This window comes from Streptomyces profundus (assembly GCF_020740535.1).
Classification (GTDB): Bacteria; Actinomycetota; Actinomycetes; order Streptomycetales; family Streptomycetaceae; genus Streptomyces; species Streptomyces profundus.
The window spans coordinates 7241411-7255231 of the sequence record NZ_CP082362.1; the positions used below are offsets into that span (position 1 = coordinate 7241411).

Annotated in this window: 14 protein-coding genes; 4 read left to right on the forward strand and 10 right to left on the reverse strand. The window is 71.7% G+C overall.

What is annotated here, in order from left to right; genetic code table 11:
* Positions 1-67: 67 nt before the first annotated feature.
* Positions 68-1027 carry an extracellular solute-binding protein gene (locus K4G22_RS30155; protein ID WP_228083639.1) on the reverse strand — a complete coding sequence of 320 codons (960 nt, stop codon included), beginning with the start codon at positions 1025-1027 and terminating at the stop codon, positions 68-70.
* A 194-nt stretch (positions 1028-1221) separates the two neighbouring features.
* Positions 1222-2232 (reverse strand): LacI family DNA-binding transcriptional regulator, encoded by a 1011-nt coding sequence (locus tag K4G22_RS30160; protein WP_228083640.1) that lies wholly within the window; start codon positions 2230-2232, stop codon positions 1222-1224.
* A 239-nt stretch (positions 2233-2471) separates the two neighbouring features.
* Between K4G22_RS30160 and K4G22_RS30165 the strand changes: the two genes are divergently transcribed.
* From K4G22_RS30165 to K4G22_RS30180, 4 genes are all read left to right on the forward strand, one after another.
* Complete coding sequence (locus tag K4G22_RS30165; RefSeq protein ID WP_228083641.1) at positions 2472-2993, forward strand: hypothetical protein; 522 nt, start codon at positions 2472-2474, stop codon at positions 2991-2993.
* Between the two features lie 375 nt (positions 2994-3368).
* Positions 3369-4541: a quaternary amine ABC transporter ATP-binding protein gene (locus tag K4G22_RS30170; protein ID WP_425336767.1), complete on the forward strand. Its 1173-nt coding sequence runs from the start codon at positions 3369-3371 to the stop codon at positions 4539-4541.
* The gene (locus tag K4G22_RS30175) at positions 4538-5464 is read left to right on the forward strand and encodes an ABC transporter permease (protein ID WP_228083643.1); all 927 of its coding nucleotides are present in this window, start codon (positions 4538-4540) and stop codon (positions 5462-5464) included. Before K4G22_RS30170 ends, K4G22_RS30175 begins: the two co-directional genes overlap by 4 nt.
* A 32-nt stretch (positions 5465-5496) precedes the next feature.
* Positions 5497-6429 (forward strand): glycine betaine ABC transporter substrate-binding protein, encoded by a 933-nt coding sequence (locus K4G22_RS30180; protein WP_228083644.1) that lies wholly within the window; start codon positions 5497-5499, stop codon positions 6427-6429.
* Between the two features lie 142 nt (positions 6430-6571).
* On the opposite strand, the gene K4G22_RS30185 is transcribed toward K4G22_RS30180, so the two are convergent.
* From K4G22_RS30185 to K4G22_RS30220, 8 genes are all read right to left on the reverse strand, one after another.
* Positions 6572-8251 carry a SulP family inorganic anion transporter gene (locus K4G22_RS30185; RefSeq protein WP_228083645.1) on the reverse strand — a complete coding sequence of 560 codons (1680 nt, stop codon included), beginning with the start codon at positions 8249-8251 and terminating at the stop codon, positions 6572-6574.
* Positions 8248-8589, reverse strand: coding sequence for an ArsR/SmtB family transcription factor (locus K4G22_RS30190; protein ID WP_228083646.1), 342 nt, complete (start codon positions 8587-8589; stop codon positions 8248-8250). Before K4G22_RS30190 ends, K4G22_RS30185 begins: the two co-directional genes overlap by 4 nt.
* A gap of 177 nt (positions 8590-8766) precedes the next feature.
* Positions 8767-9609, reverse strand: coding sequence for an alpha/beta fold hydrolase (locus tag K4G22_RS30195; protein ID WP_228083647.1), 843 nt, complete (start codon positions 9607-9609; stop codon positions 8767-8769).
* Positions 9606-10271 carry an isochorismatase family protein gene (locus tag K4G22_RS30200; protein WP_228083648.1) on the reverse strand — a complete coding sequence of 222 codons (666 nt, stop codon included), beginning with the start codon at positions 10269-10271 and terminating at the stop codon, positions 9606-9608. Before K4G22_RS30200 ends, K4G22_RS30195 begins: the two co-directional genes overlap by 4 nt.
* Positions 10268-11044, reverse strand: a complete 777-nt coding sequence (locus K4G22_RS30205; RefSeq protein ID WP_322785149.1) for a maleate cis-trans isomerase family protein — start codon at positions 11042-11044, stop codon at positions 10268-10270. Before K4G22_RS30205 ends, K4G22_RS30200 begins: the two co-directional genes overlap by 4 nt.
* Positions 11041-12087, reverse strand: coding sequence for a 2,5-dihydroxypyridine 5,6-dioxygenase NicX family protein (locus K4G22_RS30210; RefSeq protein ID WP_228083649.1), 1047 nt, complete (start codon positions 12085-12087; stop codon positions 11041-11043). Before K4G22_RS30210 ends, K4G22_RS30205 begins: the two co-directional genes overlap by 4 nt.
* Before the next feature lie 84 nt (positions 12088-12171).
* A complete protein-coding gene (locus tag K4G22_RS30215; protein ID WP_228083650.1) occupies positions 12172-12984 on the reverse strand; it encodes an ABC transporter permease in 813 nt (270 codons plus the stop codon).
* Positions 12981-13805, reverse strand: coding sequence for an ABC transporter ATP-binding protein (locus K4G22_RS30220; protein WP_228083651.1), 825 nt, complete (start codon positions 13803-13805; stop codon positions 12981-12983). Before K4G22_RS30220 ends, K4G22_RS30215 begins: the two co-directional genes overlap by 4 nt.
* Positions 13806-13821 lie beyond the last annotated feature (16 nt).

A 13821-nucleotide genomic window follows, 5' to 3' on the forward strand; every position in this document is an offset into this window, starting at 1 on the left:
ACGGGCGCGGGGAGCGGCGGCTTCGAGCGGGCGGGCGGCCAAGGCCCGTGGCGGGGCGCCGGCCTCATCAGCCCCGGCCCTGGATGTTCTCGGCCCAGTACGCGAACCACTCGTCCTGATGGCGGTTGATCTCCGTCCAGTCCACGGGCATCTCCGTGACATCGAGGTCGTCCAGCCACTGGGGTGTGCGCTCCAGCGGAATGGTGGGGTACTGGAAGGAGTTGTCGGCCAGGCCCTGCTGTACATCCGGGCTCATCAGGAAGCGGAGAAACTCGTCGGCGCCCTCGCTGTTGGGACCGCCACGGATCTTCCCCACCCCGTCCAGGAGCATCGGGGCGCCCGAGGCGGGGATCACCGGCTCCATCGACATGCCGAGGTCGCGCTGGACCAGCGTGTCCTGGAGGTTCCAGACGCTGATCGCCGCCTCCTGGCGGTTCACCCGCAGATAGAGGTCGGTGGGATTGGCCGTGTACGCCTTGGTGTTGGCGTCCAGCTGCCGCAGCCACTCGTAGCCGGGGCCCGGGTCGCCGTCGGGCTGCCCCAGGCGCCAGATCATCGCGCAGAGGATGCCGCGCATCGTGCCGGAGGACGCCACGTCACGGATGAGGATGTTGTTCCGGTGCTCGGGGCGGATCAGATCGTCCCAGTCCCTCGGCGCCTGGTCAGGGGTGAGCATCTCGGGGTTGTAGAAGATCATCTGGACCACGCGCATCTCGCCGAGCCACAGGTCGTCCTCGCCCCTGAACTCCGCCGGGATCCCCTCGACGACATCCCCGGCGGTGCGGGTCAACAGCTCCTCGGCCACGGCCTGTTCGAACTGCTGCGGGGTGCCGCCCCACCAGATGTCGGCCTGGGGCCTGGCCTTCTCGGCGCCGATCCTGGCGACCACCTCCTGAGCGCCCATCGTGAGGATGCGCACCTTGCCCCGCCAGTGCGGGTGGCTCTCCTCGAACGCGGCGATGACCCCATCGGTGATGGCCTCGGGCCTGGCGGCGTAGATGGTCAGGTTGTCCCCTGAAGAGGCCATGAGGTCGAGGCCGCATCCGGCAAGCGGCAGACTCACCAGACCGCCTGAGGCGAGCCTCAGCCATGTACGACGATTCATTGCTGCTCCCTCGCAGACATTCGACACCACATGCTAGATCGATCTAGCAGTAACGGTCTGTGGTGCTAGATCGATCTAGCAAGTCGACAGAATGAAATACTTCACCCTCGGTGATGTCAAGAGGTGTGACATCCGCAGGACTCGCGGACGGCGAGCTCCGGCGCGGAGCGGTGCACGACGGGGGCGGCGTACGGGTCCGTCATCCGGTCGAGCAGCAGGCGGGCCGCGCGTTGCCCCAGGCGGCGGCCGTGTACGGCGACGCTGGTCAGCGGCGGCTCCCACAGGGCGGCCCCGGGGATGTCGTCGTATCCGATCACCCGCACCCCCTCGCCGCCGTCGCGTTCGCGCAGCGCCCGGTAGAGGCCGAAGGCGACGGAGTCGCTGTGGCACACCACGCCGTCGGGCAACTCCCCGCGCTCCAGCAGCTCGCGCCCGGCCGCCAGGCCGCCGCCACCACTGGTCTCGCTGGGCAGGTCGATCAACTCCTCGACGCGGCCCGAGGCGTCCGCCGCCCGGCGTACCCCCGACAGCCGCTCGTGCCGCGACAGCATCCACGCGGGACCGCCCAGATACGCCAGCCGCCGGCAGCCGTGCCGCTCGATGAGGTGCGCCCCCGCGAGCTCGCCCCCGCGAACGTCGTCGGTGCCGACAAAGCTGGTCCGCGCGCCCTCGACATAGCGGGTGACGAAGACATGGCCGAGGCCGCTCGCCGTCAGGCGGTCGGTGAGCGCGGGGTCCGTACCGCTGGCCGGGACCATCGCGAGACCGGCGATCTTGTGCTCCTGGAGGGCGGCGAGGGCCTCGTCCTGTTGCGTGGCGTCATCGCGGGTGACCGTCAGCAGCGGCAGGTAGCCGGCCTGCCGGAACTCGGCCTCCAGGCCCAGGATGACCTCGGCGAGGTTGGGGTTGCCGATGTTGGTCACCACGACGCCGACGACCCGTGCGTGACGGGTGCGCAGCGAGGCGGCGACCTGGTCGTAGATGTAGCCGAGCTCGGCCATGGACGCGAGGACCCGCTCCCGTGTCCGGGGCGAGACCCGGCCCGTGCCCCGGAGCACCAGCGACGCCGTCGCCCGCGACACACCCGCGTGCGCGGCGACATCCCGCAGCGTAACCTTCTCGCTCACCCGCCAGATACTACTGCCGCGACGACACTCCGTGACGCACTGGCCGCCGCTCCCGCACGGACTTCCGGCCGGGAGGGCGCTGGTGGTGACGCGGTGTCACCGGCCGTCGGTGCGCGGCCCTCTCGTCCGGTGTGCCGCGCGCGGGTCCCTCCGCGGGGGCAGCGGTTCCGCCACCAGGCATGTACGTCGGTGCGGGCGTCCTCCACCGGGCTCCAGTGGTCAGTTCTATGGTCAGTCCCATGTCCCAACGCAGGCGTGGTGCCAACCGTTCGTCGAACCCCTACCGATTCGGCCCCGATGTCATCCGGCGCTGGGAGAAGCGGCTGACGGTGATCATCCTCGTCGGCTTCGGGGTGGGCGCTGCGTTGGCGCTGTCGGGTCTTGGCCTCGGCGGGATCCTCGACGGCGATGTCGCGGAAGAGGACCCGCGGTGGAACCTGGTGTGGGGGCTGTTGATCGCCGGGGTGGCGGTGGCCGGTCTCGCCGTTCTCGTTCCGCTGCTGATCGGTTGCCTGATGGGCGGGCTCGCGATCCACCGGTTCGGCTGGATTCCTGGGCTGCTGACCTTTGTCGGCATTTTGGGCACGGCGGCCGGTCTGGCGCTGGAGGACGACCGGTTGGGCCCGTTCGCCGGCTGGCTCGCCCCGGCCGGGATCGCGGCACTGGTCGCGGGGGTGCTGGGGTTCTTCCTCGTCGGCTGTCTGGCGAGGGTCCCCATGCGGGGCCCGACAGGCCGGGCCGACCTGCTGCGCAAGCGGTAGGCGTCGGCGTCGCTCAGAGGCTCCGATCATGGACCCGCTGTCAAGGTGGTGTGAACCCAGGAGTACACTGGGCAGTCCGAGGACGCCGGCCTGTTTGCCGCCGGCCACCGCGCGTGTGCCCTCCCCGCCGCATGAGGGAGCGATCGTTACGGCCTCGAAACCCCACAATGTGCATCTTATGCGGCGCACATGTAAGGGTAGACGGCGTCGCCGGGCCCGCCGGTCACCGGTTCTGAGAGCCCGCGACGCCACCGCCCCGGCGTGTGATGCGTGAGGTGCGGCTGTCCATGACCCCGACCCAGGAGCATCGTGCCCGTCATAGAAGCGACAGGCCTGACCAAGATTTTCGGCCGTAAGCCACGGCGTGGTGTGCGCATGCTGGCTGAGGGCGCCGACCGCGATCAGCTGCGCCGGGAGGGGTTGACCGCAGCGGTCATCGACGCCACGTTCAACGTTCAGCCCGGCGAGATCTTCGTCGTCATGGGCCTGTCAGGCTCTGGCAAGTCGACCCTGATCCGCATGATCAACGGTCTGCTGGAGCCGACGGACGGCACCCTGCGGATCGACGGCGAGGATGTCACCCATCTCTCCCCGGCCGGACTGCGGGAGGTGCGGCGCAACAAGGTGAGCATGGTGTTCCAGCACTTCGCCCTGCTGCCGCACCGCACCGTGGGCGAGAACGCCGCCTACGCCCTCCAGCTGCGCGGGGTGAACAAGGCCGACCGGCAGAAGACCGCCGATGAGGCCCTCGCCATGGTGGGGCTCAAGGGCTGGGGCGGCTATATGCCCTCCGAGCTGTCCGGCGGCATGCGCCAGCGGGTCGGTCTCGCCCGCGCCCTGGCCGCCGGCACCGACATCATGCTCATGGACGAGGCGTTCAGCGCGCTCGACCCGTTGATCCGCAAGGAGATGCAGGACCAGCTGCTCGAACTGCAGTCCGAGCTCGGCAAGACGATCCTGTTCATCACCCACGACCTCAACGAGGCCATGCGTCTCGGCGAGCGGATCGCGATGATGCGCGACGGGCGGATCGTCCAGGTCGGCAGCGCCGAGGAGATCCTCAACGAGCCGGCCAACGACTACGTCTCCCAGTTCGTGGCCGACGTGGACCGGACCCGGGTGCTCACCGCGGGCGTGGTGATGGAGCGGCCGGTCGCCGTGGTCAAGCCCAACACCGGCCCCAAGGCCGCACACCGCCTGATGCGCGAGCACCAGACCCAGGCGCTGCTCGTGGTCAGCAACGACCGCCGGGTGCAGGGCGTGGTCTGGGAGGAGGACGTCGCCGACGCCGTGCGCGCGGGCTCGGAGACCCTGCCGCTCCAGCGGGACGGAGTCGCCCGGGTCAGCCCCGACGACTTCCTCGCCGACCTGTTCCAGCACGCGGCGGCCAACCGCGCGCCGCTGGCCGTGGTGAACGAGGCCGGTGCGCTGGTGGGCATCATCCCCCGGGTGACCCTGCTCAGCGCGTTGACGCCGCCCAGTTCGGAGGAGCCGGGCGACAACGGTGCCGGACCCGTCCTTGAGACCACCACCGGAGGCACCCGATGATGGACACGCTGCCGCATCTGCCCCTCGGGGACCGCGTGGACACCGGCATCCGGTGGATCAAGGACAACCTGTCCGTGGTGCTGGACGGCATCAAGGACTCCCTTGAGTTCCTCGTCGAGGGCCTCAGCGACTGGCTGCTCACGCTTCCCGCGCTGATCGTCGTCATCCTCTTCGCGCTCCTGGCCCTGGGGATCCGGTCGGTCAGGTTCGCCGTGTTCGCGCTGCTGGGCATGGCCCTCATCGTGAGCATGGAGCTGTGGGAGCCGGCCATGCAGACCCTCGCGATGGTGCTCATCGCGACCCTCATCGCGGTGGTCATCGCCATCCCGATCGGCATCCTCGCCGCCCGCAACAACACGGTGAGCGCCATCGTCCGGCCGGTGCTGGACTTCATGCAGACCATGCCGGCGCTGGTGTACCTGGTGCCCGTGGTGATCTTCTTCAGCATCGGGTACGCCCCCGGTGTGGTGGCCACCATCGTGTTCTCGATGGCCCCGGGCGTCCGGCTCACCGAGCTGGGCATCCGGCAGGTGGACAAGGAGACGGTGGAGGCGGGGGAGGCCTTCGGCGGCACGCCGTGGCAGATCCTGCGCGGCATCCAGCTGCCGCTGGGGCTGCCGACCATCATGGCCGGCGTCAACCAGGTGATCATGCTCGCCCTGTCGATGGCCGTGATGGCCGGCTTCGTGGGCGCCGACGGGCTCGGGAAGATCGTGGTCGAGTCGCTCGCCCGCGTCAATGTCTCGCTCGGCTTCGAGGCCGGTCTGGCGATCGTGATCCTGGCCATCTTCCTGGACCGGAGCACCGCGGCCATCGGGCAGCCCACCGGGCGCTCGCTCAGCGCCCTGCTGCGTCGTCGCCGCACGGCGACCCGGCGCGCGGCGGACGAACAGCAGAACTCCCAGGCCGTGACAGCGGCCTGACCCTCCCTATTGCCGACAAGAGAAGAGATCTCATGAGAACCCCCACCTCTCGCCGTCGCCAGCTGGCCGCCGTGGCCGTTGTCACCGCGCTCGGCCTGACCCTGGCCGCCTGTGGCGATTCGGACGACGACGACGGCGACAACAACGGCGGTGGCGACGGTGGCTCCGGTGCGGGTGGCACCATCACCCTCGGCTACATCCCGTCCTGGACGGACGGCCTGAGCACCGCCTACCTGCTGGAGCACGTCCTTGAGGAGGCCGGCTACACGGTCGAGCACGAGGAGATCAGCGAGGCCGGTGTGCTCTACACCGCGCTCGCCGAGGGCGATGTCGACATGTTCCCCTCGGCGTGGCCCGAGGTCACCCATGCCTCCTACATGGAGCAGTACGGGGACCGGATCGAGGACATCGGCGCCTACTACGACAACGCCATCCTCACCTTCGCCGTGCCGGAGTACAGCGAGATCACCTCGATCGCCGAGCTGCCCGACTACGTGGACCAGCTCGACGGCCGGATCGTGGGCATCGAGCCGGGCGCCGGCCTGACCGAGGCCACCCAGGAGAGCGTGTTCCCGACCTACGGCCTGGATGACGCGGGCTTCTCCCTGGCGACGTCCTCCACCTCGACGATGCTCACCGAGCTGAGCAACGCGATCGACGGGCAGGAGGAGATCGTCGTCACGCTCTGGCGTCCGTTCTGGGCGAACGCCGAGTACAACGTGCGTGACCTGGAGGACCCGGAGGGCGCGCTCGGCGAGGCCGAGGCCCTGCACTTCCTGGGCAAGGACGGCTTCGCCGGGGAGTTCCCCGAGGTCGCCGAGTGGATCGAGAGCATCCAGCTCTCCGACGAGGAGTACGGCGCGCTGGAGGACCTCGTGGTCAACCAGCACCCGGACGACCCGGCCGCCGGCGTGGCCGAGTGGCTTGAGGAGCACCCGGACGTGGTCGGCACACCCGCCAGCTGACCCACCCACCGCATCGGCCCCCGCCGTCCCGCCAGGACGCCGGGGGCCGCCGGTATGTGCGGCGGGGCAGTGGTGCGCGCGACGCGTCCGGGCGGGTCCGCCTCGGCCGCGTCGCCGCGCGCCGGGCTCCCCGAGGTGCCGCTCAACCGCCGGAGCTGTCGGGCAACAGGCCGGCGCGGCTGAGGTGTTGGCGGGCGGCCTGGATGGCGTCGCGGGTGGTCGGGTACTCGCCCCGCGCCGGCAGCGCTCCGACGGATTCGAGGACCTGCCGCTGCCGGATCCCCGACATCAGGACGGCGATGCCGCGCCGTTCGAGCTTGTCCACCGCGTCCTTGAGCACCAGCGCGCCGGTGGCGTCCATGGTGGTCACCCGGGACATCCGCAGGATGACCACCCGGACGTCGGCGACCTCGCTCAGCTCCAGCAGGAAGCGGTGCGCGGCGGCGAAGAACAACGGGCCGTCGATGCGGTAGGCGACGATGTGCTCGGCGAGCAGGGCGTGTTCCTCGGCGCTGTGGTCGCCGCGGTCGAGCGGCACCTCGTCCAGCCTGGCCTCGATGGCCACCGCGCGCAGGGCGAGCACGCCGGCCACGACCAGGCCGATGATCACGGCGGCGACCAGGTCGAGGGCGAGGGTCGCCGCGGCGGTCAGGGTCAGGACGACCGCGTCGGCGCGGGTCGCGCGGGCCATGGCCCGCACGGACCCGATCTCGACCATGCGGATCGCGGTGGCCAGCAGCACGCCGGCGAGCGCGGCGAGGGGAATCCTCGACACGAGTGGCGCGGCGGCGAAGACGATCACGGCGAGGACGGCCGCGTGGGTGAGCGCGGCGAGCCGCGAGGAGGCCCCGGCGCGGACGTTGACGGCGGTGCGGGCGATGGCGCCGGTGGCGGGCACGCCGCCGAAGAGCGGAACCGCGACATTGGCCAGGCCCTGCCCCAACAGCTCCCGGTCGGGATCGTGCTTCTGGCCGACCGTCATCCCGTCGGCGACCGAGGCGGACAGCAGCGACTCCAGCGCGGCGAGCGCGGCCACCGCCACGGCCGAGGGCAGCAACGTGCCGAGGGCGCCCAGGTCCAGGAATCCGAGCGAGGGCGCGGGGAGCCCGGCGGGCAGGTCGCCGATGGGCGCCGCGGCGTCCAGATGGAAGACCTGCGCGACGACGGTGGCCGCGATCACGGCGACGATGGAGAACGGGACGGTGGGCCGCCAGCGCGCCCCCGCGAGCATCACCGCGGCCACGCCCACGGCGAGGCCGACGGCCGTCCCGTTCGGTGACTTCGCGAACTCCTCGACGGCGCGCCAGGCCACCACGAGGACCTGTTCGCCCTCCGGTGGCTCCACGCCGAGGGCGCTCGGCACCTGCTGGAGGGCGATGACGCCGGCGATGCCGAGGGTGAAGCCCTCGATGACGGGCGCGGGAACGTACCGCATGTACTTGCCGGCGCGCGCCGCCGCCAGCAGCACGAGCATGACGCCGGCGACGAGCCCGACCGTCAGCACGCCACCGGGGCCGTACCGCGCCGCGATCGGGACCAGGACGACGGTCATCGCGCCGGTCGGCCCCGACACCTGGAGATTGGACCCGCCGAAGACGGCGGCGAGCGCACCCGCCACCACGGCCGTGGCGAGCCCCGCCTCCGCGCCGAGCCCGGAGGAGACGCCGAAGCCGAGCGCGAGCGGCAGCGCCACGATGGCGACCGTGAGCCCGGCGATGAGGTCGCGGCGTGGGGAGCGCCCCATCTCCGCGACATCGGAACGGGTGGGCATCAGCGAGACGACCCGGCCCACCAGGGACCGGGTGGCGGAGGTGCCGCTCATCCCTCGGCGACCTCGGACTCCCGCAGCTCGGCCAGGAGTTCGTTCCGGCCCGCGAGCATCTCGGTCAGGATGCGTCGCGCGGCCCGCATGAGGTCGGCGACGTCCCCGCCCGCGAGCGCGTACACGACCGTCGTTCCCTCACGCCGCGAGGTGACGATGCCGGAGCGCCGCAACACCGCCAGCTGCTGCGACAGCGCCGCCGGTTCCACCTCGATCTCCGCCAGCAGGTCCCGCACCGAGGTGGGCCCCTCCTGGAGAAGCTCCAGGACCCTGATCCGCACCGGATGTCCGAGCATGCGGAAGAACTCGGCCTTGGCCTGATACAGCGGAACCGACACGCGGCTCCCTCCTGACTCTCGCGCCTGAGGCGGACCCCGCCCACGCCAGCCACGCGACAACCGTCGGCGCGGCCCGCTCATCGTCAATGAAATTGCAGAAATCTGCAACTTGGCAAGCGGCTACGGCGCCGCCGGCGAGGCGGGGGGTCCGCCCCGCCGGCGGCGCCGGGGCTCTCCTCAGGCGTTCAGCACCGAGGTCAGGGCCGCGCGGGTGGTGGCCAGCGCGGTGGCCGGCTCGTCCCAGAAGACCATGTGTCCCGCGCCCGCCACGCTCACCACCGAGGCCGCCGGGTTGGCCTCGGCCGCCTCCGCCGCGCCCTCTGCGGTCACCACGGGGCTCTCCGCGCCGTGGATCAGCACGCTCGGCGCGGGCACGGACGGCCAGACGGCGAAGAAGTCCTCGCCCTCGAACCCCGCGTGCGTCCCGGCCACCGCCGCCTCAGCGCAGCTCGCCAGCCACCGGGCGCGCAGCCCCAACTCCCGCTCCGGCCAGCGCGGCCAGAACCTGGCGACCTCGGCCGCCGTGGTGCCGCGCCGAGCCTCCGCCAGCTGCTCCAGGAACGCCGGCAGCGTCGTGGGGTAGGGGCCCCGACCCGGGCCGCTCATCGGGGGGTCGACGAGCACGCTGCCGCGCACCGCGCCCCGGGCCGCCGCCACCGCCGCGATCCGCGCCCCCATGGAGTGCCCGAGAAGCACCGGGCGCTCAAGGCCGAGCCCGGCCACCACGGCCGCCACATCGTCCGCGAACGCGTCGAGGGTGGCGGGCCCGTCGTCCGACAGGCCGCGCCCCCGGACGTCCAGCACCACCGGCCGCGCCAGGTCGGTCAGTTCGCGGGCGACGAAGTCCATGCCGACGGCCGGGGTCGTGATACCGGGGATCACCAGCAGCGGCGGCAGGTTCGCGCCGCCGTAGTCGAGCACGTGCAGCCGCAGCGATCCGGCGGACACCCAGCGGCTGGTGGCCGGCACATCGGCGAGGTCGGCCAGGGCCCGCTGGCCCAGCCTCCGTTCATCCGTCACGACGGCTCCTTCCGCTCACCGAGCGCGGCGACCTGCGCCAGCGCCTCCCGCAGGGGCACCACATCCGCGTACTTCGCCTGGAGATCGAACAGGGCGGCGTCGTGCGGCCCCCGGGCCCGGTCGCCGACGGCCTCGCGGACGACCAGGGTGTCGAATCCCGCCTGCACCGCGTCCACGGCCGTGGCCCGGACACAGCCGCTGGTCGTGGCGCCGCAGACGATGACGGAGTCGCAGCCGGCGCCCGCGAGCAGCGCCGCCAGGGAGGTACCGGCGAAGGCCGAGGCCCCCTTCTTGACGATCAGGTGGTCGCCGTCCCCGACCGGTAGCCGGGGGTCGAGGGCCACCGCCTCGCCGCCCTCGACCAGGGTCCGCATCCCGGGAGCCTTCCGCAGCCAGGCGACGGCGTCGCCGTCGGCCTCGGCGGCGGTGTAGGCGATCGCCGTGAACACCGTGGTCAGCCCCGCCGCGCGGCCCGCCTCGACGAGCCGCGCGCTGGCCTCGACGACGCCGGTGAGATCGCTGCCGGTGGGGAACCCCGGCTCGGTGAAGCCCCGGGTGAGGTCCACGACCACCAGCGCGGGGCGCCGCCCCCGCGGTACCCGGGCGCCGAAGCCAGCCGTGTCGTAGAGCCGGTCCACCGCCTCCCCGTGCAGCCCGCTCACGGCCGCTCCCCGGAGCGGACCGGAGGGCTCCCGGCCAGCAGTCGTCCGGCGCCCGGCACCACCGGCTCAAGACCGAGCCCGGTCAGCACACGGTGGGTGGTCGCGGTGGCCGCCGACAGGACCGGAAGGCCGAGTTCGTCCTCGACGGGCTGGATCGACGGGAGCGACGGCATCTGCACGCACGCCGAGAGCACCAGGGCGTCGGCCCGCGTCAGATCGAGTGTCCGCGCGTGGTCGCGCAGCCGCGTCGGATCCAGGCGCGCCACGGCCAGATTGTCCGGCACCTCAAGCGACAGCGAGTCGACCACCTCGACCCCCGCGTCCTCCAGGTAGGTGATGACGGCCTGGGTCAGCGGCTTGAGATAGGGCGTGATGATCGCGACCCGCCGCGCCCCGAGGGCCTCGATGCCCGACAGGAGCGCACCGGCACTGGAGACCACGGGGGCCGACGCGCCCTCGTCCCTCAGCACCTCGGATATCGCGTCCTCCGCCACGCAGTGGTACCCGGGCCCCTGCGCCATGATGGCGACCAGACAGGCCGTGGTGACGATGTCCGGCCTGGCGTCCGCCAGTTCGGCCGCCGCGCGCCGGGACTGCTCGTTCATCGCGGCCAGCTGCTCGGGCGTCACCTGCCGCATCCGGGCCCGGGCGGCGTGGTGGACGAAACGCTCGTCCGGCACGACCTCCTCGCGCGCCCGCAGCATCCGGGGCAGCTCCGTCTCCATGGTCAGGTTCGAACTCGGCACGATCATGCCGATGCGGTAGTCCGTCATCGCCGGGCCGCCGGACGCATCTCGGGAACGGTCAACTCGCCGGCGTCCACGATCAGTTCGTCGTCGAGATAGAGGCTGTTGCCGCGCATCGGGATGTCGAAGTGGCAGGCGGTGTCGTTCGGACCGCCCAACTCGTTGTTCGGGCCGATGGAGAACATCACATTGCCGTAGAAGCTGCGCAGCTCCATGCCCATGCCGCCGCCGAACTGGGTCAGCCCGTGCCAGTGCGCCCGTTCGTCGAGCCCCCAGCCGACATGGCTCATGCCGTAGCCACGTGGGTCGTCGAAGCTCCGGATATAGGAGCTGAGCAGGTCGGCGTCCAGGCTCGGCTGCCCGTCGAGCCCCCGGATGTCGCGGATGAAGCCGGCCTCGACGGTCAGCTCGACGGGTGTCGTCACATAGGTGTTGAACGGCAGCAGCACATCGCCGGGGGCCAGCACGATCCGGCCGTCCACCCCGTCGTCGGCGCCACCGGTGAACACGAACGCGGCGGGCCAGTGGTCCCAGCGTCCCGGCGTGTCCGTGTAGCCGTACTCGCTCAGCGTCGGGTAGACCCCCAACCGGTAGGTGACATCGGTGCCGTGCGGGCTGGTGATCCGCATGGTCCCCGCCTTGGCCAGCAGCTCCGCGCCGATCGTAACCCGCTCCCGCAGCTCCGTGGTCGGCAGCAGCCGGGCCAGCAGCGGCGCCGGCTCGACGGCGGTGAGGATCCGGGTGCCGGCCGCCTGGATCTCGAACTGCTCGGCGGAGAACAGCAGGAAGGTGCAGTCCACCACCATGTCCACGCTCTTGAGCGCCTCCACGGCGTGCCGGTTGCCGGCGAGCCCGGAGTCGCCGACCGCCCAGCCGCCGGAGGCGCTGGCCGGGGACGGCAGCCGCAGGTGGAACGTCCGGGCGCCGAGCTGTTGCGCGGCCCAGAGGAACGCGTCGGCGTACTCGCCGCGTTCGGCACCCCGGGTCAGCACGGCCACGGTCTCACCTTCGTGCACGGCGGAGAGGGTCAGCTGCCGTAGGCAGATGTCGTTGAACAGGTTCTGGTCCATGGGGAGTTCCTCCTTCGAGAGGCATGTCGAAAGGCATGTCGAGAGGCACGGGGCAACGGGGGCCCGGGTCGTCGAGGAGCCGGGTCAGTGGGGGAGGGGTCTCTCCAGCCGGCGCAGCGCCAGGGTCTCGATGACCCGCATCAGGACGGTGAAGATCAGGGCGTAGGCGACCATGTCCTCGGGCCGCAGGAACCGGAACGCCTCGTAGATCCGGGCCCCCACGCCGTCCGGTTGGGTCATGGTCTCCATCAGGACGACGAGCTTCCAGGAGAAGGCGAACGACGTCTTCAGCGCGCCCACCACGGCGGGCCTGACCTGCGCGGCCAGCACATGCCTGGTGTAGTCGCGCCAGCCCAGCCGGTAGGTGCGGGCCATCTCGTCCAGGGAGTGGTCGCGGGCACCGACCGATCCGGCGACCACGTTGGCCACCAGCGGGGTGATGGCGATGACGAGCGCGACCACGCCCGAGGTCTCGGAGATCCCCATGACGAGGATGACCAGGATGATGTAGACCGGGTCGGGGATCGCGAGACCGATCACCAGGATCGGGCGGCAGAACGCCTCGGCACCGCGGCTCAGCCCGCAGGCCAGCCCGATCAGCAGCCCCAGCAGCATCGAGGCCACCAGCACGGTCAGCACCCGGCGCAGCGAGAGGAACGCGTCCCCGTAGAACCCGGAGTCGGTGAGCGCGTCGCCGGTGGCCGCCAGGACCTCGCCGACCCCCGGCATCCAGCCGTCGGAGAGCAGACTGCCCAACTGCCAGCAGGCGACGCCCAACAGCACCGCGGTCAACCCGGAAGCCAGCCGAGCGCGCCAGCCCACCCGCTCCCCGTCGGCCGGGGCGGCGGACGCGGGCCGCGCCGAGGGGACGGGGCGGACCGTGGCCGGCGCCGTCACGAGGCCGCCCCGTCCACCAGATCCCACTCGCGCAGCACGTCGGCGACGACCTCGTCCTCCAGCCGGGCGAGCCGCGGGTCCTCGTACCGCCTCGGGCGCTCCAGCGGAACGTCCAGGGTCTTCAGCACGCGGGCCGGGCCGTGGCTGAGGATGACCACCCGGTCGGCGAGGAACAGCGCCTCCCTGATGGAGTGCGTGACGAACAGGGTGGGCACCGAGGTGACCTCGTGCAGCCGCGTCAGCTCCTGGCGCATCGCCCGCCCGGTGACCTCGTCCAGACCGCTGAACGGCTCGTCCATCAGGACGATGTCGGGGTTCACGGCCAGCGCGCGAGCGATCGAGACCCGCTGCCGCTGACCGCCGGAGAGCCGCATCGGCCAGGCGTCGCGGTGCTCGCCCACCCGCAGCATGTCGAGGAAGCGGTCAAGGCGCTCGTCCCACTCCTCCTTCGGCACGCCGGCCGCCTTCATCGCGATCTCGACGTTCTGGCGCACGGTGCGCCAGGGCAGCAGCCGGTGGTCCTGGAAGACGTATCCCACCCGGACCCGCCCCCGCAGCCCGTCGGTGGCGTCGGCGCCGCGCAGCCGCAGCTCGCCCCCGGCGACGGGAGCCAGCCCGGAGAGCACATGCAGCAGGCTGGACTTGCCACACCCGCTCGGCCCGAGCAGCGCCACGAACTCCCCGGCGCGCAGGGTCAGATCGATCCCGGAGACCACGGTCTTGTCCGCGTGTCTGACGGTGACCCCCCGCAGTTCGAGATAGGGGTCGTCCGTCTTGGCCAGCCCGTCGGGGACGGCCGGGCCACGCATGGTTTCGTTCATCGGGACTCCTTCGTGG

What these genes read in the sequence shown, in the direction of transcription:
- K4G22_RS30155 (WP_228083639.1), bottom strand. Translation starts at nt 1,027, where the DNA reads ATGGCCTCTTCAGGGGACAACCTGACCATCTACGCCGCCAGGCCCGAG.
- K4G22_RS30165 (WP_228083641.1), top strand. Translation starts at nt 2,472, where the DNA reads ATGTCCCAACGCAGGCGTGGTGCCAACCGTTCGTCGAACCCCTACCGA.
- K4G22_RS30170 (WP_425336767.1), top strand. Translation starts at nt 3,369, where the DNA reads ATGCTGGCTGAGGGCGCCGACCGCGATCAGCTGCGCCGGGAGGGGTTG.
- K4G22_RS30175 (WP_228083643.1), top strand. Translation starts at nt 4,538, where the DNA reads ATGATGGACACGCTGCCGCATCTGCCCCTCGGGGACCGCGTGGACACC.
- K4G22_RS30180 (WP_228083644.1), top strand. Translation starts at nt 5,497, where the DNA reads ATGAGAACCCCCACCTCTCGCCGTCGCCAGCTGGCCGCCGTGGCCGTT.
- K4G22_RS30185 (WP_228083645.1), bottom strand. Translation starts at nt 8,251, where the DNA reads ATGAGCGGCACCTCCGCCACCCGGTCCCTGGTGGGCCGGGTCGTCTCG.
- K4G22_RS30205 (WP_322785149.1), bottom strand. Translation starts at nt 11,044, where the DNA reads ATGACGGACTACCGCATCGGCATGATCGTGCCGAGTTCGAACCTGACC.
- K4G22_RS30210 (WP_228083649.1), bottom strand. Translation starts at nt 12,087, where the DNA reads ATGGACCAGAACCTGTTCAACGACATCTGCCTACGGCAGCTGACCCTC.
- K4G22_RS30220 (WP_228083651.1), bottom strand. Translation starts at nt 13,805, where the DNA reads ATGAACGAAACCATGCGTGGCCCGGCCGTCCCCGACGGGCTGGCCAAG.